General features: G+C 63.0%; 19 protein-coding genes. 9 read left to right on the top strand and 10 right to left on the bottom strand.

Features of this window, described 5'->3' with window-relative positions:
• Positions 1–53: 53 nt before the first annotated feature.
• From AC07OE_RS11870 to AC07OE_RS11845, 6 genes are all read right to left on the bottom strand, one after another.
• A complete protein-coding gene (locus AC07OE_RS11870; RefSeq protein WP_495070767.1) occupies positions 54–1,127 on the bottom strand; it encodes a zinc-ribbon and DUF3426 domain-containing protein in 1,074 nt (357 codons plus the stop codon).
• A 33-nt stretch (positions 1,128–1,160) separates the two neighbouring features.
• Complete coding sequence (prmA, locus tag AC07OE_RS11865; RefSeq protein WP_495070766.1) at positions 1,161–2,039, bottom strand: 50S ribosomal protein L11 methyltransferase; 879 nt, start codon at positions 2,037–2,039, stop codon at positions 1,161–1,163.
• 8 nt (positions 2,040–2,047) lie between these two features.
• Entirely contained in the window at positions 2,048–3,397 is a 1,350-nt protein-coding gene (gene accC, locus AC07OE_RS11860) for an acetyl-CoA carboxylase biotin carboxylase subunit (RefSeq protein WP_495070765.1), read from the bottom strand.
• Between the two features lie 12 nt (positions 3,398–3,409).
• On the bottom strand, positions 3,410–3,868 hold the full coding sequence (accB, locus tag AC07OE_RS11855) for an acetyl-CoA carboxylase biotin carboxyl carrier protein (protein ID WP_495070764.1): 459 nt from the start codon (positions 3,866–3,868) through the stop codon (positions 3,410–3,412).
• Positions 3,869–4,038: 170 nt separating this feature from the next.
• Positions 4,039–4,602 (bottom strand): TlpA disulfide reductase family protein, encoded by a 564-nt coding sequence (locus AC07OE_RS11850; protein WP_495070763.1) that lies wholly within the window; start codon positions 4,600–4,602, stop codon positions 4,039–4,041.
• Entirely contained in the window at positions 4,595–5,191 is a 597-nt protein-coding gene (locus tag AC07OE_RS11845) for a hypothetical protein (RefSeq protein WP_495070762.1), read from the bottom strand. The genes AC07OE_RS11850 and AC07OE_RS11845 overlap by 8 nt, the downstream gene beginning before the upstream one ends.
• A 143-nt stretch (positions 5,192–5,334) precedes the next feature.
• On the opposite strand from AC07OE_RS11845, the gene mpl reads away from it, so the two are divergent.
• Both mpl and AC07OE_RS11835 read left to right on the top strand, forming a co-directional pair.
• Complete coding sequence (gene mpl / locus AC07OE_RS11840; RefSeq protein WP_495070761.1) at positions 5,335–6,723, top strand: UDP-N-acetylmuramate:L-alanyl-gamma-D-glutamyl-meso-diaminopimelate ligase; 1,389 nt, start codon at positions 5,335–5,337, stop codon at positions 6,721–6,723.
• Positions 6,724–6,873: 150 nt separating this feature from the next.
• The gene (locus AC07OE_RS11835; RefSeq protein ID WP_495070760.1) at positions 6,874–7,359 is read left to right on the top strand and encodes a hypothetical protein; all 486 of its coding nucleotides are present in this window, start codon (positions 6,874–6,876) and stop codon (positions 7,357–7,359) included.
• A gap of 7 nt (positions 7,360–7,366) precedes the next feature.
• Here AC07OE_RS11835 and AC07OE_RS11830 read toward each other — a convergent pair whose 3' ends face one another.
• The 4 genes from AC07OE_RS11830 to rodA form a co-directional block, all read right to left on the bottom strand.
• On the bottom strand, positions 7,367–8,497 hold the full coding sequence (locus AC07OE_RS11830; protein WP_495070759.1) for a 3-deoxy-7-phosphoheptulonate synthase: 1,131 nt from the start codon (positions 8,495–8,497) through the stop codon (positions 7,367–7,369).
• A gap of 205 nt (positions 8,498–8,702) precedes the next feature.
• The gene (gene tldD, locus AC07OE_RS11825) at positions 8,703–10,163 is read right to left on the bottom strand and encodes a metalloprotease TldD (protein WP_495070758.1); all 1,461 of its coding nucleotides are present in this window, start codon (positions 10,161–10,163) and stop codon (positions 8,703–8,705) included.
• Positions 10,160–11,044, bottom strand: coding sequence for an NAD(P)-dependent oxidoreductase (locus AC07OE_RS11820; protein WP_495070757.1), 885 nt, complete (start codon positions 11,042–11,044; stop codon positions 10,160–10,162). The genes tldD and AC07OE_RS11820 overlap by 4 nt, the downstream gene beginning before the upstream one ends.
• A 1-nt stretch (position 11,045) precedes the next feature.
• On the bottom strand, positions 11,046–12,200 hold the full coding sequence (gene rodA, locus AC07OE_RS11815) for a rod shape-determining protein RodA (RefSeq protein ID WP_495070756.1): 1,155 nt from the start codon (positions 12,198–12,200) through the stop codon (positions 11,046–11,048).
• A gap of 32 nt (positions 12,201–12,232) precedes the next feature.
• Here rodA and AC07OE_RS11810 point away from each other — a divergent pair, with 32 nt between their 5' ends.
• The 7 genes from AC07OE_RS11810 to AC07OE_RS11780 all read left to right on the top strand — a co-directional run bounded on the left by AC07OE_RS11810 (position 12,233) and on the right by AC07OE_RS11780 (position 18,943).
• The gene (locus AC07OE_RS11810; RefSeq protein ID WP_495070755.1) at positions 12,233–12,838 is read left to right on the top strand and encodes a YqiA/YcfP family alpha/beta fold hydrolase; all 606 of its coding nucleotides are present in this window, start codon (positions 12,233–12,235) and stop codon (positions 12,836–12,838) included.
• Positions 12,839–12,887: 49 nt separating this feature from the next.
• Positions 12,888–13,322 carry a group I truncated hemoglobin gene (locus tag AC07OE_RS11805; RefSeq protein WP_495070754.1) on the top strand — a complete coding sequence of 145 codons (435 nt, stop codon included), beginning with the start codon at positions 12,888–12,890 and terminating at the stop codon, positions 13,320–13,322.
• A gap of 61 nt (positions 13,323–13,383) precedes the next feature.
• Positions 13,384–15,435, top strand: a complete 2,052-nt coding sequence (locus AC07OE_RS11800; RefSeq protein ID WP_495070753.1) for a ribonuclease catalytic domain-containing protein — start codon at positions 13,384–13,386, stop codon at positions 15,433–15,435.
• A complete protein-coding gene (locus AC07OE_RS11795; RefSeq protein ID WP_495070752.1) occupies positions 15,432–16,292 on the top strand; it encodes an energy transducer TonB in 861 nt (286 codons plus the stop codon). The genes AC07OE_RS11800 and AC07OE_RS11795 overlap by 4 nt, the downstream gene beginning before the upstream one ends.
• Positions 16,289–17,020 carry a monofunctional biosynthetic peptidoglycan transglycosylase gene (mtgA, locus tag AC07OE_RS11790; RefSeq protein ID WP_495070751.1) on the top strand — a complete coding sequence of 244 codons (732 nt, stop codon included), beginning with the start codon at positions 16,289–16,291 and terminating at the stop codon, positions 17,018–17,020. The genes AC07OE_RS11795 and mtgA overlap by 4 nt, the downstream gene beginning before the upstream one ends.
• Positions 17,021–17,338: 318 nt before the next feature.
• Complete coding sequence (locus AC07OE_RS11785) at positions 17,339–17,950, top strand: lysophospholipid acyltransferase family protein (RefSeq protein WP_495070750.1); 612 nt, start codon at positions 17,339–17,341, stop codon at positions 17,948–17,950.
• 3 nt (positions 17,951–17,953) lie between these two features.
• Positions 17,954–18,943, top strand: coding sequence for a phosphatidate cytidylyltransferase (locus AC07OE_RS11780; RefSeq protein WP_495070749.1), 990 nt, complete (start codon positions 17,954–17,956; stop codon positions 18,941–18,943).
• The last annotated feature ends 7 nt before the right edge of the window (positions 18,944–18,950 follow it).

Raw genomic sequence — 18,950 nt, 5'->3', positions numbered from 1 at the left:
CCCGATACCGCAAGGTCTCGGGCTTTTTTACGTCTGCGATCAGACAGGCGTCGTCAGGGATAGAACGCCAGCAGGCGGTAGCCAGAAATACGCTCCGCACTACCGCTGGTTTTGACATTGATGGGCAGGGACGCCGACACCTCGCCCCCAGCATCCAGCGTGTCTTTTTTGAATCCGAGTTCGGTGGGCTGCAGGACGCGTCGAATCACGGGCTGGTCCTGCATATCCGTCAAGGTCAGTTCCAGTGAAGGCATGGCCAAGGTGGTAGCGGCCGTGCTCTTCAACGAGAAGTTCAGGCGGTATACATCCGCACGCACTTTGGTGAAGGCAGAGCTGTCGATCACCACCGCATCGATCTGGCGCAGCGGCATCACCTTACATGCCATCCAGTCACACAATGCCGTCAGCGCCTCACGGGTCGCCGGTTCGGTCGCCGCTATGCGGTCACGCTCATGCACCACGACCTGCAGTCCCAAGGCCCCCACAAGCAACAGACTCAATAGCGACAAACCCACGCGCACCGTGGTTCGCTGCCAGAAACCAATGCGACTGGCATGGCGCATGAAAGAGAGCTTGGGAGCATCCGCAACATCCACCGTCTTGACACCGGCCTGCACATACCGTGGCTCGGATGCATCCGTACTTTTGGAGGTCGCTTTGACTTCCACTGTCTGGGCCAAGGTCTTGTCATGCACAAACTCGCCAGGGCGGTGGTCCAGCAACGAATCCACTGCAGGAGAAACCGCATCGAAATCAATGGCCTCCACCTCACCCTCGCGCATGACTTCCGACATTTCGCGCACCACGGCATCAAACGACTCGGGGGCTGGAGGAGGACTGTCGTGCGAATGCGTTGGTGCATCCTGGGAGGCAACACGCAGTGAGGAAGCCCAATCCTGATCAGCTTCCACGCTGTCAACAATGGCTTCCGCCATCGCAAGACTGGCCGGGGGCTCTGTAGCCACCGGAACCTCGGTGGTACCCTCCACATCCTTGACCATTTGGGCGTTCGCATCGAACACCTCATCACACTGGCCGCAACGCACCCAACCATCCGAGATGCGCAATTGGTCTGGCACGACCTTGAACATCGTGGCGCAGGCTGGGCATTGGGTAATCAGGCTCATCGCGTCACATTGTAGGGCCCGCACCCACCGGTTTTAGAGCGTGGCAGTCATCAGAATCCAGCCGTCTTCATGGTCTGCCACGGACAGCTGGCAGTACGGCGCATAGGCTGCTTTCAGTTCTTCTTCCTGGCGCGCCAGGATACCTGCCAACACCAGGTGACCGCCCGGCTGCACATGGGAGCACAGCAGCGGCGCCAACACCTTGAGAGGCGTGGCGAGGATGTTGGCCAGCACCAGCTCATGCACACCCGTGGCTAGCTCGGGCAAGCCCGCTTGCAGGCGCACGTTGTTGGCTTCTGCATTCAAATGGGTGGACTGCACGGCGGCATCATCGATATCGACCGCCACCACCTGCTGCGCACCAAACTTGGCGGCACCAATGGCCAGAATACCGGAGCCACAGCCATAGTCGAGCACGCGGGCCTGACCAGGGTGCTGCGCAATCCAGCGCAGGCACATGCGGGTGGTGGGGTGCGTACCGGTACCAAACGCCAGACCGGGATCCAAGCGGATGACCTGCCGAGCCTGCTCGGGCGGTTCATGCCAGGTAGGAACAATCCAGAACTCGGGCGTAATCTCGACGGGCGCGAACTGGGACTGCGTCAAACGCACCCAATCCTGGTCCGCCACGGCAGCAACACCGAGCACCTCACAGCCGTCAAAGAAGTCCTGTGCCTGCAGCAGGCGCGCAGCATCGTCCGCCAACGCCTGGTCCGCAAAGAGCGCAATCACGCGGGAACGCTGCCAGCCTTCCTTGGGCGGCGGCATGCCGGGCTCACCAAACAAAGCTTGCTCGGCATCGGTCTGAGCGTCCGCGTCTTCCACGCTCACGCTCAACGCATCCAACGCATCCAGCGCATCGCTCAGGCTCTCCACCCGATCCTCGGGACACATCAAACGCAATTCAAACATGCCAGCCCTTAGCGCTTGTGCTGTTCCAGCCAATGTTCCAGGTAGTGGATATTGGTTCCACCGTCCATGAACTTGGCATCCACCATGAGTTCACGGTGCAGCGGAATATTGGTGTTGATGCCTTCGACCACGGTCTCGGCCAACGCTGTGCGCATGCGCGCCATGGCCTGCTCGCGGGTGTCGCCGTGCACAATGATTTTCCCAACCATGGAGTCGTAGTTGGGCGGCACAAAGTAGTTGGTGTAGACGTGCGAATCCACACGCACACCAGGACCACCAGGGGCGTGCCACATGGTCACGCGGCCGGGCGAGGGGATGAACTTGTACGGATCTTCGGCGTTCACACGGCATTCAATCGCGTGGCCGCGCACCTCGATCTGGCGTTGTGTGAAGGGCAGTTTTTCGCCGGCTGCCACCATGATCTGGGTTTTCACAATGTCAATGCCCGTCACCATTTCGGTCACCGGGTGCTCCACCTGCACACGGGTGTTCATTTCAATGAAGTAGAACTCGCCGTCTTCGTAGAGAAACTCAAACGTGCCGGCGCCGCGGTAGCCAATCTTCTTGCAGGCGGCGACACAGCGCTCGCCAATGCGCTCGATGAGTTTGCGGTTGATGCCTGGCGCAGGCGATTCCTCGAGCACCTTCTGATGGCGGCGCTGCATAGAGCAGTCGCGCTCGCCCAGGTAGACCGCATTCTTGTGCTTGTCCGCGAGGATCTGGATTTCGATGTGGCGAGGGTTCTGGAGGAACTTCTCCATGTAAACCTCGGGATTACCAAAGGCCGCGCCTGCTTCGGCCTTGGTCATGGCGACCGCATTTACCAGCGCCGCTTCGGTATGTACGACACGCATACCCCGACCACCGCCGCCGCCGGCGGCCTTAATGATGACGGGATAGCCAACGGCTTTGGCAATGCGGCGAATCTGTACGGGGTCGTCCGGCAATGCGCCTTCCGAGCCGGGCACGCAAGGCACACCGGCCTTGATCATGGCCTGCTTGGCCGACACCTTGTCACCCATGATGCGGATGGACTCGGGCGTGGGGCCAATGAACTGGAAGCCACTTTTCTCGACGCGCTCGGCAAAATCGGCGTTTTCGCTCAAAAAGCCGTAGCCGGGGTGAATCGCTTCCGCATCCGTCACCTCGGCAGCCGAGATGATGGCCGGCATGTTGAGGTAGCTCTGCGCAGACGGCGCAGGACCGATGCACACGGCCTCTTCGGCCAGCTTGACATACTTGGCTTCGCGATCCGCCTCGGAATAGACCATGACAGCCTTGATACCCAGCTCGCGGCAAGCGCGCTGGATCCGCAAGGCGATCTCGCCACGGTTGGCGACCAGGATTTTCTTGAACATGGATGCGTGTGCTTATTCGATGGTGAACAAAGGCTGGCCGTATTCGACCGCTTGTCCGTTTTCACACAGGATCTGGGTCACGGTACCAGACTTGTCGGCTTCGATTTCATTGAGGATTTTCATGGCCTCAATGATGCAAATGGTCTCGCCTTGCTTGATGCTGTCGCCCACTTCCACAAAAGGCTTGGCACCAGGGGCAGAAGAGCGGTAGAACGTTCCCACCATGGGCGACTTGACGGCGTGGCCTGCAGGAGCGGCTTCAACCACGGGAGCCGCAGCAACCGGCGCGGGCGCTGCAGCGGGGGCCTGGGCAGGAGGGGCCGCGTAGACCGGTGCAGCTGCGTAGCCTTGCACCATGGCGCCTCCACCCTTGACGATACGAACCTTACCCTCGGCTTCGGTGATTTCCAGTTCCGAGACATTGGAATCAGACACCAAATCGATCAGGGTTTTGAGTTTGCGTAAATCCATGGAATCTCCAACAGCCGATATTTGCGAAGCGGCGAATTTACCGCAAAAATACCGTGATTTGCTGATAATTTTTATTATCTCTGCGTAAAATCGGCGATTTCCGCATATTGAAATCGCCAATCCGGTTTTCGAACCGGGACGCAACTGCAAGCTCAACTAGGCAGAGCGCTCTATTTTAACCCAGCCCATGCCGCGAGGTCCTCGGGCAGCAGTCGGCCCATTTTGCGCTGAATCACCGAACCATCGGACGCCACGGCCACTGAAAACGGCAGGCCACCCGTCAGGTTTCCCAGCTCGCGGCCAAGCTCCGTCCCCGCCAAACCGGCCAAGGCCACGGGAAAATCCAGTGACATTTTCTGCAAGAATTTCTGCACGGGTTCTTTTTTGTCGATGGCCAATCCCAGCACTTGCCAGCCATTGCCTTTGTTTTCGCGGTAAAAGCGATTGATAAGGGGCAACTCGTCCACACAGGGCGGGCACCACGTGGCCCAGAAGTTCACGAGTAACGGGCGCCCCTTGAAATCCGCTAGCGACACCACCTTGCCGTCCGGCGCTTCCCAACGGTGCGCCCAAAAGCCCGGCACCGGCTCGGCGACGGCTGCGGCAGGGACCGTAGACTGCCGCCACACCGCAGCACCAATGCCCGCCAGCGCGGCCCCCACCGCCACCCCACCCAACAGTGTGCGGCGTGAAACCGGTTCCGGCTCGGGGGAAGAGGATGGCAGCTCAGTCATGGGCTACATCATGCAACAAACGTCGCAAGGCCGCCGCATCACCCCGCGGGCGTCTGCCACGCGCATCGGGCTGCAAAGCACCGCGCACATCATCCAGGTCATAGACCAGCAGGTGCACGCCCACCTGTTCATTCAGTGGCCGGCACAAGGCATGCACACTCAGTGCATCCACCATCTCGCCATGCAGCCCGGGTACGGAACGGACATCAAATCGAACGCCACGGTCAATGAGTGCGATTTCAGCGGATTTGGGGTCATCACAAAACAACTGCAGATAAATGTCAGAACGGCGTGTAGCCGTGCCATTCCAGACTGCGCCGCCCACATGGGGGCGAAACGGGGCCAAACGCTCCATCCACTCCAGTGCCAGCTCTCGCAGGGCCCGCAGCTCCTGCGGCTGGGTGTCCGCACAAAACAGGGCGATGTAGTCTTGCACCGCCGCTTCCAACTGGTCGTTGTCGGGCAGGGCCGCGCGGGTCGACAGGCCCAACTGCTTGACCGCACGGCGCTTGGCGGCGCCGTATTCCAGGCCCTCCTCCACCACCATGCGGGCGGCTGTGGCTGCGATTTCTTCTTTCAAGTCATCCATGGCGCCATTGTGCCGCGCACCTTGCACCCCTCTCAGCCTCACGGAATTGCTGCGATTTTGATAGCTGCTTGCGCACAGTTGATGGGGGCTGGAGGCCTGAAAGGCTTGATCGCGACACTGTGGCTGCCACGTAAAATAGCCCCATGCATATTCATTTTCTTGGTATTTGTGGCACTTTCATGGGCGGTTTGGCTGCCCTGGCCCGCGAGGCCGGCCACCGCGTCACCGGTTGCGACGCGGGCGTCTACCCCCCCATGAGCGACCAACTGCGCGCCCTGGGTATCGAACTGATCGAGGGCTTTGGCGCCGACCAGATGGCGCTCAAACCTGACATGTTCGTCATCGGCAATGTGGTGAGCCGCGCACACCTGGCGGACGGCACGCCGAAGTTCCCATTGATGGAAGCGATTCTGGACGCCGGCGCCCCCTACACCAGCGGCCCCCAGTGGCTGGCCGAGCATGTGCTGCAAGGCCGCCATGTGCTGGCCGTGGCCGGCACCCATGGAAAAACCACCACCACCGCCATGCTGAGCTGGATTCTGGAAAGTGCGGGCCTGCAGCCGGGTTTTCTGGTCGGCGGCGTGCCCATGAACTTTGGCGTATCTGCCAAATTGGGCGGTGGCAAGTACTTTGTGATTGAAGCCGACGAATACGACACCGCCTTCTTCGACAAGCGCAGCAAATTTGTGCACTACCGCCCCCGTACTGCGGTGCTGAACAACCTGGAGTTCGACCACGCCGACATCTTTGACAACCTGGCCGCCATTGAGCGCCAGTTCCACCACCTCATACGCACCGTGCCCAGCACCGGGCGCGTGGTGGTCAACGGCGTGGAAGAAAGCCTGGCCCGCGTGTTGCACCAGGGCTGCTGGAGCGAGGTACGCAGCTTTGGTGCCGCCGTGAGCGACTTCACCGCCGTGGGCGAGCCCCATGACTTTGCGGTGCACTACCAGGGCAGGCCGGTGGCCCAGGTGCAATGGGCACTGGGCGGCGTGCACAACCAGCTCAACGCACTGGCCGCCATCGCCGCGGCCGACCATGTAGGTGTGAACCCCTCCGTGGCGGCCAAGGCGCTGGCCAGCTTTGAAAACGTGAAGCGCCGCATGGAAGTACGCGGCCAGGTCAGCCTGCGCAGTGGCGGCGCGCCCGTCACCGTGTACGACGACTTTGCCCACCACCCCACTGCCATCCACACCACCGTCAATGGCCTGCGCCGCAAGGTAGGCACGGCGCGCATCCTGGCCGTGTTCGAGCCGCGCTCCAACACCATGAAGCTGGGCGCGATGAAAGCCCAGTTGCCCTGGAGCCTGGAAGAAACGGACCTCGCGTTTTGCCACAGCGGCGGCCTGGGTTGGGATGCGGCCGAGGCGCTGGCACCCATGGGCGTGCGCGCCGTGGTGTCGGACTCCATCGACGACCTGGCCCGCCAGGTGGCTACCCAGGCGCGTCAAGGCGATCACATCCTGTGCATGAGCAACGGGGGGTTTGGTGGCATCCACGCCAAGCTGCTGAGCTTGCTACAAGAAAAGTAGCAGTCAGCGCAGTGGATACGGGGGCTAGACCCCCAATATCCTTTCAAACCCGGGGATGCGGGCGCACCGCCAACTGCTGCGCCGCAACAAAAAAGCACGACCGTGCCCGCTAAGATGCACCGCAAGGACCGCCGCTTTCCAGTTTGCCCCATGCCGAACGACACCCTTCCGAAGAGCAGCACCAGCCAGATCAAGACGTCGCAGTTCACCCCGCATGGCGTGGTGGATCTCTGGATGGAAGGCCGCCTGATGCACTACGAGGCCACCGGCCCGTTCAACACGGAACTGGTGGACTGCCTGGCCATCGCCCAGCGTGACTACCTGCTGGCAACGCGACCGCAAGGTGCGTGGGTCAGCGTGTGCACCATGGTTGGCAACGCCATGACCAGCCCCGACGGCATTGCACGCTACGCCGAGATCATGGCGGCGCCCAAGCCCGACAACATGATTCCCGTGGCTACGGCCTTCGTCATAGGGCCAGAGGTGGAAGGTGGCCGCATCATGGCGCCGCTGTACACCCAGATCTACCGGGACATCGGCCGTCCGTTCCAAATCTTTGAAACCATGGCTGCTGCCCAAGCCTGGGCCGACGCCATGATTGAACAGGCCGGCACGGGCAAGTCCGTGCCGGCCTGATCGCGACTTACTTCAGCGCGCGGCGCGCTTTTACCGCGGCCGACAACACGTCCAGCGACTCGATGGAATCGTCCCAGCCCAGGCAGGCATCGGTGATGCTCTTGCCGTACTCCAGCTTCGCAGCATCGTCCTTGCCGGGGGTGAACTTCTGGGCACCGGCATTCAGGTGGCTTTCCACCATCACGCCAAAAATGCTCTTTGATCCACCGCTGATCTGACCGGCGATGTCCTTGGCCACGTCAAGCTGTTTCTCGTGTTGCTTGCTGCTGTTGGCGTGGCTGCAGTCCACCATCAGGGTCTGGGGCAGCTTGGCCTTGGCCAAGTCGGCACAGGCGGCGGCCACATTGGCAGCGTCGTAGTTGGGCGTCTTGCCGCCGCGCAGGATGACGTGGCAGTCCGGGTTGCCATTGGTTTGCACAATCGCCACCTGGCCATTCTTGTGCACCGACAGGAAGTGGTGCCCACCCGCAGCAGCCTGGATCGCGTCGGTCGCGATCTTGATATTGCCGTCGGTGCCGTTCTTGAAGCCAATGGGGGCAGAGATGCCGGAGGCCAGTTCTCGGTGCACCTGGCTCTCCGTGGTGCGCGCACCAATCGCGCCCCAGGAGATCAGGTCGCCCAGGTACTGCGGAGAAATCACGTCCAGAAATTCGCTGCCGGCGGGCAGACCCAGGCGGTTGATCTCGATGAGCAGCTGGCGTGCAATGCGCAGGCCTTCGTCGATGCGGAAGCTCTCATCCAGGTAGGGGTCGTTGATCAGGCCTTTCCAGCCTACCGTGGTGCGAGGCTTTTCGAAGTAGACGCGCATCACGATTTCCAGCGTGTCCTTGTACTTCTCGCGCTCGGCCTTCAGGCGGCGCGCGTAGTCCAGTGCGGCGGCGGGGTCGTGGATGGAGCAGGGGCCGATGATGACCAGCAGGCGGTCGTCCTTGCCGGCCATGATGTTCTGGATGGCACCGCGCGTATCGGAGATCAGGGATTCCACCTGCGTGCCGCGGATGGGGAAGAAGCGGATGAGGTGCTCAGGAGGTGGCAACACGGTGATGTCCTTGATGCGTTCGTCGTCGGTCTTGCTGGTGCGGTCGGCGGGATGGGATTGGCCGTACCAGTCACCGGTGGCCGTAGCTTTTGCGTTCATGGGTCGCTCCTGAGGTCAAAGTGGAAAAGAAAAGGGCATAAAAAAACCGCCGGGGGTGCCGGCGGTTTTTGGGAAGATTCAGGACGTTTCTTGTGGGTACGTTCAGATCTCTCGACCGCCGGATGCGCGTGAGAACCAAAAGTAGCTAAAAAAGAAACGTGCGGAATGCATGGGGCTCAATGTAGCACAGGTTTCTGACAAGCGCTTACGCCGTGCCACCCACGGTCAGTCCGTCGATGCGCAAGGTGGGCTGGCCCACGCCCACGGGAACGCTCTGGCCTTCCTTGCCGCAGGTGCCCACGCCGCTGTCGAGCTTCATGTCGTTGCCAATGAGCGAGACGCGCTTGAGACACTCCGGGCCACTACCCACCAGCGTGGCACCCTTGACGGGATACTGGATCTTGCCGTTCTCCACCCAATAGGCCTCAGAGGCCGAGAACACGAACTTGCCGCTGGTGATGTCGACCTGGCCGCCGCCAAAGTTGACCGCGTACAGGCCCTTCTTGATGCTCTTGACAATTTCTTCCGGTTCCTTGTCGCCACCCAGCATGTAGGTATTGGTCATGCGCGGCATGGGCACATGGGCATAGCTTTCGCGTCGGCCGTTCCCCGTGGGCGCCACGCCCATGAGACGCGCGTTCATGCTGTCCTGGATGTAGCCTTTCAAGATGCCGTCTTCGATCAGCACATTGCGCTGGCTGGCGTTGCCTTCGTCGTCCACATTGAGCGAGCCGCGGCGGTCGGCAATCGTACCGTCGTCCAGCACGGTCACGCCCTTGGCGGCCACGCGCTGGCCAATGCGTCCGCTGAAGGCGCTGCTGCCCTTGCGGTTGAAGTCGCCCTCCAGCCCATGGCCAATGGCCTCGTGCAGCAGGATGCCGGGCCAGCCCGAACCCAGCACCACGGTCATCTCACCGGCCGGGGCGGGGCGCGCATCCAGATTGGTCAGCGCCGCGTGCACGGCCTGGTTCACATACTCTTCAATCTGCGTGTCGGTGAAATAGGCCAGGCCGAATCGGCCGCCGCCGCCGCTGGAGCCGACTTCGCGCCGGCCCTTCTGCTCGGCAATCACGGTCACGCTCAGGCGCACCAGCGGGCGCACATCGGCGGCCAGCGTGCCGTCGGCGCGCGCCACCATCACCACGTCGTATTCGCTGGCCAGGCCCGCCATCACCTGGATGATGCGCGGGTCCTTGGCACGGGCCAATTTTTCCACCTTGCCCAGCAGCTCCACCTTAGTGGTGCTGTCCAGGGTGGCAATCGGGTCCAGACCTGCGTACAGCTTGCGGCTGCTGGCGATCTTGGTGTTCGGGGTCTTGGTCCGCTTGGACTGGGCCGCGCTGGAGATGGTGCGCACGGTGCGCGCCGCGTCCAGCAGGGACGCTTCGGAAATGTCATCGGAGTAGGCAAAGGCGGTTTTCTCGCCACTCACCGCGCGCACGCCCACGCCCTGGTCGATGCTGAAAGAGCCCGTCTTCACGATGCCCTCTTCCAGGCTCCAGCCTTCGGAACGCGTGTACTGGAAGTAGAGGTCCGCCTCGTCCACCTGGTGCGCCTTGATTTCGTTCAGGGCCTTGGTGAGATGGCTCTCATCCAGCCCAAACGGGGTCAACAGCAGGGACTTGGCCGTGGCCAAGCGTTCGATGGTGGGTTCGCGGGTGATCATTCGGACATTTTAGGCCGCTGCAGAAACTCCAGCAGGGCGCCGTCATCCAGCCCTTCCAGCCCTGCGGCTACTGCGGCGGCAAACACCGCGCTGGCAGTGGCGCCCAGCGGTCCCGCAAAACCGGCGTGTGCCGCAGCTTCCTGTGCCAGGCGCGTGTCCTTGGCCAGCAGGGTCATGTGGGCGCGCGGCGCCAGGTCACCCGCAATGGCACGGCGCATGCGGTCGCTGCCGATCCAGCTCTGGCCGCTGGACTGCTCCACCACATCCAGCGTGCGGTTCAGGTCCAGCCCCAGGCGGCCCGCCAGCGCCATGACCTCGGCCGCCCCCACCAGGTTGATGCCGGCCAGCAGGTTGTTGACCAGCTTGGTGCGCGCGCCGTCGCCCACGCGCTGGCTGATGCGAAACACCTTGCCAGACAGCACATCGAGCAGCGGCTGCACGCGCGCCACGGCAGCATCCTCCCCCGCCACCATGAGGCTCATGCTGCCGTCGCGCGCACGTGCCGGACCGCCGGACATGGGGGCATCGATGGTGTGGATGCCGCGCTCGGCCAACTGGGCGGCGATGGCTTCCACGTCTTGCGGGGCGATGGTGGGGCACAGCAGCACCACATGGCCGGCGGGCAGGCGCGGCGCCAGGCCCTGGGGGCCGAAAAGCACATTGCGGGTTTGCGCGGTGTCGACCACACAGACGATGGTTGCTATGGATTTGCTAGCTGCTTGCGCAACATCGACGGGGGCTAGAGCACCCAAAGGCACTAAACCTTGCACCTTGGTAGCGTCGATGTCATGCACCCACGGCGCCCAACCCAGACTGCACAGGCGCTGCGCCATGGCGCCGCCCATATTGCCCACGCCGATGATGCCGACGCTGAAACTCATGTCACGACTGCACGAGCCGCTTCGAGTTAGAGATCGACATCAGAATGCCCAAAGCCAGCCCCAGCGTCACCATGGCGGTACCGCCATAGCTGATGAAGGGCAGCGGCACCCCCACCACGGGCAGGATGCCGCTGACCATGCCCATGTTCACGAAGGCATAGGTGAAGAAGATCATGGTGGCCGCCCCGGCCAGCAGGCGCGAGAACAGCGTGGGCGCCTCCAGTGCAATGGCCAGGCCGCGCAGCACTAAAAAGATGAAGGCGGAAATGAGTGCCAGCGTGCCGATGAGGCCAAACTCCTCAGAAAAGGCCGCGAAGATGAAGTCGGTGGTGCGCTCGGGGATGAACTCCAGATGGGTCTGCGTGCCCTTCATGAAGCCCATGCCGGTGACGCCGCCCGAGCCGATGGCGATCATGCCCTGGATGATATGGAAGCCCTTGCCCAGCGGGTCGCGCGTGGGGTCCAGCAGCGTGCAGATGCGCTGCTGCTGGTAGTCGTGCAGCACGGGCCAGCGCACGCCGTCGGCGCACAGCTGCGGCTCAAACAGCACAATAAGCACAATGCCCACCAGGCCAATGGCCACGGGCGGGATCACCAGCTTCCAGCTCATACCGGCAAAGAAGATGACCGACAGGCCCGCCGCCAGCACCAGCAGCGCGGTACCCAGGTCGGGCTGTTTCATGATCAGGCCCACCGGCACGGCCAGCAGAATGCCGGCCACGCCAAAGTCCAGCGGGCGCAGCTGGCCCTCGCGCTTCTGGAACCACCAGGCCAGCATCAGCGGCATGGCGATCTTGAGAATTTCGCTGGGCTGGATGGTCACGCCCACATTCAGCCAGCGCCGCGCACCCTTTTTGGTGATGCCGAAGATGGCCACCGCAATCAGCAGCGCCACGCCCACGGTGTACAGCGGCACGGCCACGGCCATCAGGCGCTGCGGCGGGATCTGGGCCACCACAAACATGATGGTGGCGGCGATCAGCATGTTGCGGCCATGGTCTTCAAAGCGGGTGCCATGGTCATAGCCTGACGAATACATGGTCAGCATGCCCGCGCAGGCCAGCAAGAACACGGCAAACGCCAGCGGCCCATCAAAACCCGCAAACCAGGGCGCAATGCGGTAGCGCAGGGGGACTTTTCCGAATTGGTACGACATCCGTGAATTATCCCGCCAACTATCATGGCCCCATGGCCTCCACCCCCACGATTGCCCCCACCACCCACCTGCTTTACCTGCACGGCTTCCGCTCCTCCCCCCAATCCACGAAGGCACGCACGCTGGCCGCTCACATGGCCACCCACCACCCGCAGGTGCACTGGTGGTGCCCGCAGCTGCCGCCGTCCCCCAAGACGGCGATGGAACTGCTGCTGCAGGGCATTGCCGCCTGGCCGCGGGAGAGCATGGCGGTAGTGGGCTCCAGCCTGGGCGGGTTTTATGCCACCCACGTGGCAGAACACACGGGGTGCCGCGCCGTGCTGGTCAACCCCGCGGTGGACCCGGCGCGCGACCTGGCCAAGTACATCGGCGAGCAAACCAGCTGGCACGACCCCGAGGAGCGCTTTTTCTTCCGGCCCGAGTACGTGAACGAGCTGCGCGCCCTGGCCTGCGGCCCACTGGCCCACCCGGAGCGCTATCTGGCCTTTATTGCCAAGGGCGACGAGGTGCTGGACTGGCACGAAATGCATGCGCGCTATGCGGCCAGCCCCATGCGCCTGCTGGAAGGCGGCGACCATGCGCTGAGCGACTTTGACGATCACCTGAGTGAACTGCTACGGTTTATCGGGCTGGAGTAAGCTGGCTGCCACCTGCCCCCCCACCACCACCCCCTTGAAAGGACGCACCATGACCTCCTCCCTGTCCCGTGTCTTGCTGGGCCTGGCCACCGCGGCCGCACTGGCCGGCTGCGCAACCCCGCCGCCGCCCAGCCTGTACACCCGCTTGGGCGGCAAACCTGCGATTGATGCCGTGGTGTCCGAGATGATCGACCGCACGGTGGCGGACCCCGCGACAAAACGCACATTTGAGGGCGTGAAACTGGCCCCGCTGAAGGCCAGCATTGCAGAACAGGTGTGCCAAGCCAGCGGCGGCCCCTGCGTCTACAAGGGCGACAGCATGAAGCTGGTGCACAAGGGCCTGGGCATTACCACCGCCGAATTCAATGGCCTGGTGGGCCACCTGGTCGCGGTGCTGAACAAATACAACGTGCCAGCGGCAGAGCAAAAAGAGCTGCTGGGCGCGCTGGGCCCCATGGCGCCGGACATCATTGAAAAGCCCTGATTCGCACGGATACAGACGCCCGGCCAGAGCCGGGACGTTTTGCGGGGACAATCAGTCCCCTATGTTTGTACTGTTTGAAGAAGCCGGAAAGTTCATGGCCGGTCGGGTGCTGTCAGAGGCGGAAGCCTCTGCACAGGTGGAGCTGGATTCCGGCAAACGCGTCAAGGTCAAGGGCGCCAACATCCTCATCAAATTCGAGAAACCCGCCCCGGCGGAGCTGATTGCGGCCGCCCAGGCGCAGGCGCAATCCATCGAGTTGGAGATGGCCTACGAGTTCGCGCCGGACGAAGAATTCGGCTTTGCCGACCTGGCCAAAGACTATTTCTCGGCCCAGGCCACGCTGACCGAGCAGGCCGGCATGCTGTTCAAGCTATTCGACACGCCCCACTATTTCCGCCGTGCGGGCAAGGGCCGCTTCAAGAAGGCCCCCGCCGACATCATTGCGCAGGCACTGGCCGCGATTGAAAAGAAACGCGTGATTGCCGAGCAGATCGCCCAGTGGGCGACCGACCTGGGCGAGGGCAGCTGTCCGGCCCCGATCAAGGATCAGCTCTACAAGATCCTGTTCAAACCCGACAAGAACGCACCCGAATACAAGGCCGTGGTCGAGGCCAGCCGCGCCACCCACATGGCGCCGCTGGAGTTGCTGCAAAAGGCCGGCGCCATTGCCTCGCCCTACCAGTTCCATTGGAAGCGCTTCTTGCTGGAGAACTTCCCCAAGGGCACGGGCTTTCCTGCCATCTCTGCGCCCCCCATTGCGGACGAGTTGCCACTGGCGCCGGTGCAGGCCTTCTCCATCGACGATTCGCAGACCACCGAAATTGACGATGCGCTGAGCCTGCAAGGCCTGGGCAGTGGCACGGTCACCATCGGCATCCACATCGCCGCGCCCGGCCTGGCCGTGCAGCCCGGCAGCCCGGTGGACGTGCTGGGCCGTGCCCGCCTGTCCACGGTCTATATGCCCGGCTACAAGGTCACCATGCTGCCCGACGACGTGGTGCAGACCTACACGCTGCAGGAAGGGCGCGACTGCCCGGCCGTGTCGCTGTATGTCACATTGGATGAAGCGACGCTGGAGATCAAGACCAGCGAAACCAAGCTGGAACGCGTGCCGATTGCCCACAACCTGCGCCACGACCAGCTCGATGCGGTGGTGACGGAGCAGTGGCTCACGGACACCACGTTTGAACATCAAAGCCCTGTCCAGCCCGCGTTGTCATTGCGCGAGCAGCTATCATTTTTATACCGCCTGGCGCGTGACCTGAAGGTCAAGCGGGAGGTGGTGCGCGGCAAACCCGAGACCTTCAACCGGCCGGATTACAACTTCCGCCTGCAGGGCAACGACGGTGCGGAGCCGCAGGGCGACGAGACCGTGCTGATCAGCATTCGTCAGCGCGGCGCGCCGCTGGACCTGATCGTGGCCGAGGCCATGATCCTGGCCAACAGCACCTGGGGCAGCTGGATGGCCGAGATGGGCGTGCCCGCCATCTACCGCAGCCAGGCCAGCCTGGCGCCCGGCGTGAAGGTGCGCATGGGCACCAAGGCACTGCCACACGCGGGCATTGGTGTGAAGAGCTACGCCTGGGCCACCTCGCCGCTGCGCCGCTACACCGACCTGGTGAACCAGTGGCAGATCATGGCCTGCGCGCGCCACGGCAAGGCGGCCGCACTCGTCGCACCCTTCAAGCCCAAGGACGCCGAGCTGTTCGCCATCATTTCCGCCTTTGACACAGCCTACAGCGCCTACAACGGCTACCAGGGCGCCATGGAGCGCTTCTGGACCCTGCGTTATGTGCAGCAACACGGCATCACCGAGCTGGTGGCCACGGTGTTCAAGGAGAACATGGTGCGCGCCGACGACCTTCCACTGGTGCTGCCGGTGATGGGCGCCCAGGGCCTGCCGCGCAATGCCAAGGTGCGCATCAAGCTGGGCGAAATGGACCTGATCACACTGGATGTGCATGGCACGGTGGTGGAGCGCCTGGACGTGGCTGCCGAGACACCGGCAGATGCTGACGAGGCTGAAGACGATGAGGACGTGGCCGGCCCGATTGCGATTGCCGTAGACGTGAACGACGCGCCCGAGGGCGGCAGCGATAATTCCGCCTCGTGAAGCTGCGCAACATCACCACACTCCAATGGGCCCTGGGTGCATCCGTCGCGGTGCACGCGGCGCTGCTGACCGTGCGCTTTGTGGACCCCGAGGCGTTCAACCGCGTCTTTGAGGACAAGCCGCTGGAAGTGATTCTGGTGAATGCCAAGAGCAACGAGAAGCCCGACAAGGCCCAGGCGATTGCCCAGACCAGCATGGCCGGTGGCGGCGATGTGGAAAAAGGCCGGGCCACCAGCCCACTGCCGCCGTCTGCGCTGATGGATGTGGGTGACTCGCTGGAAGAAGCATCGGCCCAGAAACTGCAGACCCTGCAGGAGCAACAAAACCTGTTACTGGCCCAGGTGAAGAACCAATTGGCCGCCCTGCCCCCGCCCGACCCCAGCGTGATGGCCAACAAGGCCGAGCAGGCCGACCGCGAGGAAAAGCGCAAGCAGCTCATCAAGCTGCTGGCTGAGATCGAGCGACGCATCAACATGGAAAACGCGCGGCCCAAGAAGCGCTATGTGAGCCCCGCCGTGCGTGAAGAGGTCTACGCCGTGTACTACGACGCGCTGCGCCGCGCCATCGAAGACAAGGGCACCGAAAACTTCCCGCAAAAGGGCGGCAAGAAACTCTACGGCGAGCTGACCATGGTGGTCACCGTGAACCATGACGGTAGCGTGCTGGCCACTGAGGTGGTGCAAAGTTCTGGCAACAGCACGCTGGACAAGCAGGCAGAGGCCATTGCCCGCACGGCTGGTCCGTTCGGCGCGTTCAGCACGCCCATGCGCCGCCAGGCGGATCAGATTCTGGTGGTCTCGCGCTTCAAGTTCACGCGCGAAGAGACGCTGGAAGCCAAGGTGTCGGCCTCGCAATGAAGCAGGTTGCGCGTTGGCTGGTGCTGTGCGCGGTGGCCCTGCTGGCCCTGCAGCTGTACTTTGTTGGCCGCATTGCCGCCATGGCCGTGGTGGCGCCGCAGAGCACGGCGTTTGAGCGCTCCGAGGCCTGGCGCATCACCACCGAAAAAGGCGAGCTGCGCTGGCGCCAGGAGTGGGTGGACTACGCGCAGATTTCCGACAACCTCAAGCGCGCGGTGATTGCATCGGAAGACGACGGTTTCAGCCAGCACGACGGCGTGGACTGGGAAGCGCTGGAGAAGGCCTGGGCCAAGAATGCCAAGGCGGAGCAGCGCGCTGAACTGCGTGCCCCTACCGGCAAGGCCCCGGCCAAGCCCCCCAAGATTGTGGGCGGCTCGACCATCACGCAGCAGTTGGCCAAGAACCTGTTTCTCTCGGGCGAACGCACGCTGGTGCGCAAGGGTCAGGAGTTTGTGCTGACGCTGTTGCTGGAACACCTGCTGAGCAAGGAACGCATTCTGGAGATTTACCTCAACAGCGTGGAGTGGGGTGAAGGCGTGTTTGGCGCCGAGGCCGCCGCCCAGCACTATTACCGCAAGCCCGCCAGCAAGCTCACGGCCTATGAGGCGGCCCGACTGGCCGTGATGTTGCCGCGGCCCAAGTACTTTGAGAAGGTGCCCAACTCGGGCTACCTGGCCAGCCGTGCGGGGACTATCGTGGCGCGGATGCCTGACGCGCAGCTGCCTTAGTTTTTTTCTTTCGCTCGGCGGGTTTTCTTTCGCCCGCAGCGGACCAGGGGTAAGCCCCGCCGCTCGTGTCCCCCGGCCTGCGGCCTCCTCCTTGACCTCGCTTTGGGGCTCACCCCTGATCCACTGCTCGGGTTGCGCGCGCATTACGGCCCACCCCATCACCCGGCTCCGGCGGGTGGGGTGCTTCCCGCAGTGAGGTCAAGGAGGAGCCCGCACAGCGGGCGGGGGACACGAACGGAGGGAAGTACCCCGCCCACCGGAGCCAGCGCGCACAAACCCGTAGCGCCACACTGGTATTCGGTAGGTATCATCCCCGCCATGCTAGCCAAGATGATGAGTTACTTTCTGCTCGGTTTGATCCGGGTGCTGACCGGTGCGCAAGCGCGCTGGCATGGTTGCCCGCCCAAGGCCGAACAGCGCATTTACTTCGCCAACCACCAGAGCCACGCCGACCTGGTGATGATCTGGGCCGCGCTGCCGCGGGAGCTGCGCCACATCACACGCGCCATCGCCGCCAAGGACTACTGGACCAAGACGCCGTTCAAACAATGGCTCACCACCGAAGTGTTCCACGTCATCTACGTCTCACGCGACCGCAGTGCCGCCGAAGACCCGCTGGAGCCACTGGTCGAGGCGCTCAGCAATGGCGACTCCATCATCCTGTTTCCCGAGGGCACACGGGGCCACCTTGAAGAGCCCCAGGCCTTCAAGGCCGGGTTGTACAACTTGGCAACCAAGTTTCCCAACGTGGTGCTGGTGCCCGCGTGGATCAACAACGTGCAGCACGTGCTACCCAAGGGCGAAGTGGTACCGGTGCCCGTGCTGTGCTCGGTCACCTTTGGCGCGCCCATGCAGGTGGAACCCGGTGAAGAGCGCCGCGCGTTTCTGGACCGGGCTCGCGGCGCCGTGATGGCGCTGCGCGAGGTGTAAGCGATGTATTTTTATCTGAAGAACCTCACCGCCACGCAGCAGATCGGCGCGCTGTTTCTCATTGTGTTTGGCCTGCTGCTGCTCTCCAGCATCGTCGCTTTCGTGCTGTCCATCCGCGAATACGGTGACGATGCCGCGGGCGATTTGCGCCGCAAGGAACTGAAAAATCTGGATGGCGTGATCCGCACCAGCTGGCTCATGATGTTTGTGTTCTGGGTGGGCTGGGTCGCGGGCGACTGGGTGGCGCTCACGCTGTTTGGCCTGGTGTCGTTCTTCGCGCTGCGCGAATTCCTGACGCTGTCTCCCACCCGGCGCGGTGACCACCGCAGCCTGGTGCTGGCCTTCTTTGTAGTGCTGCCACTGCAGTACTGGTTGGTGGGTAGTGAGCACTTTGACATGTTCGCGGTGTTCATTCCGGTCTACGTGTTCCTGGCCTTGCCGCTGACCAGTGCCCTGGCCAACGACCCACTGCGCTTTCTGGAGCGCAATGCCAAGCTGCAATGGGGCATCATGGTCTGCATCTACGGCATGAGCCATGTGCCGGCGCTGCTGATGCTGAACTTCCCCAACTACAACAACAAGAACGCCTTCATGGTCTTCTTCCTGGTGCTGGTGGTGCAGACCTGCATGGCCGTGCAACACCTGGTCTCGCGCAAGCTCAAGCGCGACCCTGTGGCCCCCGCCATCAGCCAGAGCTTCAACTGGCCCAGTTGGTGGATTGGCATTGGCGTGGCCAGCGTGTTCGGTGCGCTGTTGGCCGGCATTACGCCCTGGGTACCTGGCACTGCGTTTGCCTTCAGCTTCATTGCCTGCGTGGCGGGCTCCATGGGGCACTTTGTCATGAAGGCCCTGAAGCGCGACCGCGGCATCCCCAGCTGGGGCAGCGAGGGCAACGGGGTGACCGGCGCTGGCGGACTGCTGGACCGGGTGGATGCGCTGTGCTTTGCCGCCCCCGTCTTCTTCCACTCCGCCAGGTGGTATTTTGATATCTAGCCCCCGT

Source organism: Rhodoferax sp. GW821-FHT09E07 (assembly GCF_059416145.1).
Note: the sequence above shows the minus strand (reverse complement) of the source record. Positions and strands in the feature narration are given on the sequence as shown.

Excerpts from the sequence above, each read along its gene's own strand:
- AC07OE_RS11870 (WP_495070767.1), bottom strand. The coding sequence starts at position 1,127 with ATGAGCCTGATTACCCAATGCCCAGCCTGCGCCACGATGTTCAAGGTC.
- prmA (WP_495070766.1), bottom strand. The coding sequence starts at position 2,039 with ATGTTTGAATTGCGTTTGATGTGTCCCGAGGATCGGGTGGAGAGCCTG.
- accC (WP_495070765.1), bottom strand. The coding sequence starts at position 3,397 with ATGTTCAAGAAAATCCTGGTCGCCAACCGTGGCGAGATCGCCTTGCGG.
- accB (WP_495070764.1), bottom strand. The coding sequence starts at position 3,868 with ATGGATTTACGCAAACTCAAAACCCTGATCGATTTGGTGTCTGATTCC.
- AC07OE_RS11850 (WP_495070763.1), bottom strand. The coding sequence starts at position 4,602 with ATGACTGAGCTGCCATCCTCTTCCCCCGAGCCGGAACCGGTTTCACGC.
- AC07OE_RS11845 (WP_495070762.1), bottom strand. The coding sequence starts at position 5,191 with ATGGATGACTTGAAAGAAGAAATCGCAGCCACAGCCGCCCGCATGGTG.
- mpl (WP_495070761.1), top strand. The coding sequence starts at position 5,335 with ATGCATATTCATTTTCTTGGTATTTGTGGCACTTTCATGGGCGGTTTG.
- AC07OE_RS11835 (WP_495070760.1), top strand. The coding sequence starts at position 6,874 with ATGCCGAACGACACCCTTCCGAAGAGCAGCACCAGCCAGATCAAGACG.
- AC07OE_RS11830 (WP_495070759.1), bottom strand. The coding sequence starts at position 8,497 with ATGAACGCAAAAGCTACGGCCACCGGTGACTGGTACGGCCAATCCCAT.
- tldD (WP_495070758.1), bottom strand. The coding sequence starts at position 10,163 with ATGATCACCCGCGAACCCACCATCGAACGCTTGGCCACGGCCAAGTCC.
- AC07OE_RS11820 (WP_495070757.1), bottom strand. The coding sequence starts at position 11,044 with ATGAGTTTCAGCGTCGGCATCATCGGCGTGGGCAATATGGGCGGCGCC.
- rodA (WP_495070756.1), bottom strand. The coding sequence starts at position 12,200 with ATGTCGTACCAATTCGGAAAAGTCCCCCTGCGCTACCGCATTGCGCCC.
- AC07OE_RS11810 (WP_495070755.1), top strand. The coding sequence starts at position 12,233 with ATGGCCTCCACCCCCACGATTGCCCCCACCACCCACCTGCTTTACCTG.
- AC07OE_RS11805 (WP_495070754.1), top strand. The coding sequence starts at position 12,888 with ATGACCTCCTCCCTGTCCCGTGTCTTGCTGGGCCTGGCCACCGCGGCC.
- AC07OE_RS11800 (WP_495070753.1), top strand. The coding sequence starts at position 13,384 with ATGTTTGTACTGTTTGAAGAAGCCGGAAAGTTCATGGCCGGTCGGGTG.
- mtgA (WP_495070751.1), top strand. The coding sequence starts at position 16,289 with ATGAAGCAGGTTGCGCGTTGGCTGGTGCTGTGCGCGGTGGCCCTGCTG.
- AC07OE_RS11785 (WP_495070750.1), top strand. The coding sequence starts at position 17,339 with ATGCTAGCCAAGATGATGAGTTACTTTCTGCTCGGTTTGATCCGGGTG.
- AC07OE_RS11780 (WP_495070749.1), top strand. The coding sequence starts at position 17,954 with ATGTATTTTTATCTGAAGAACCTCACCGCCACGCAGCAGATCGGCGCG.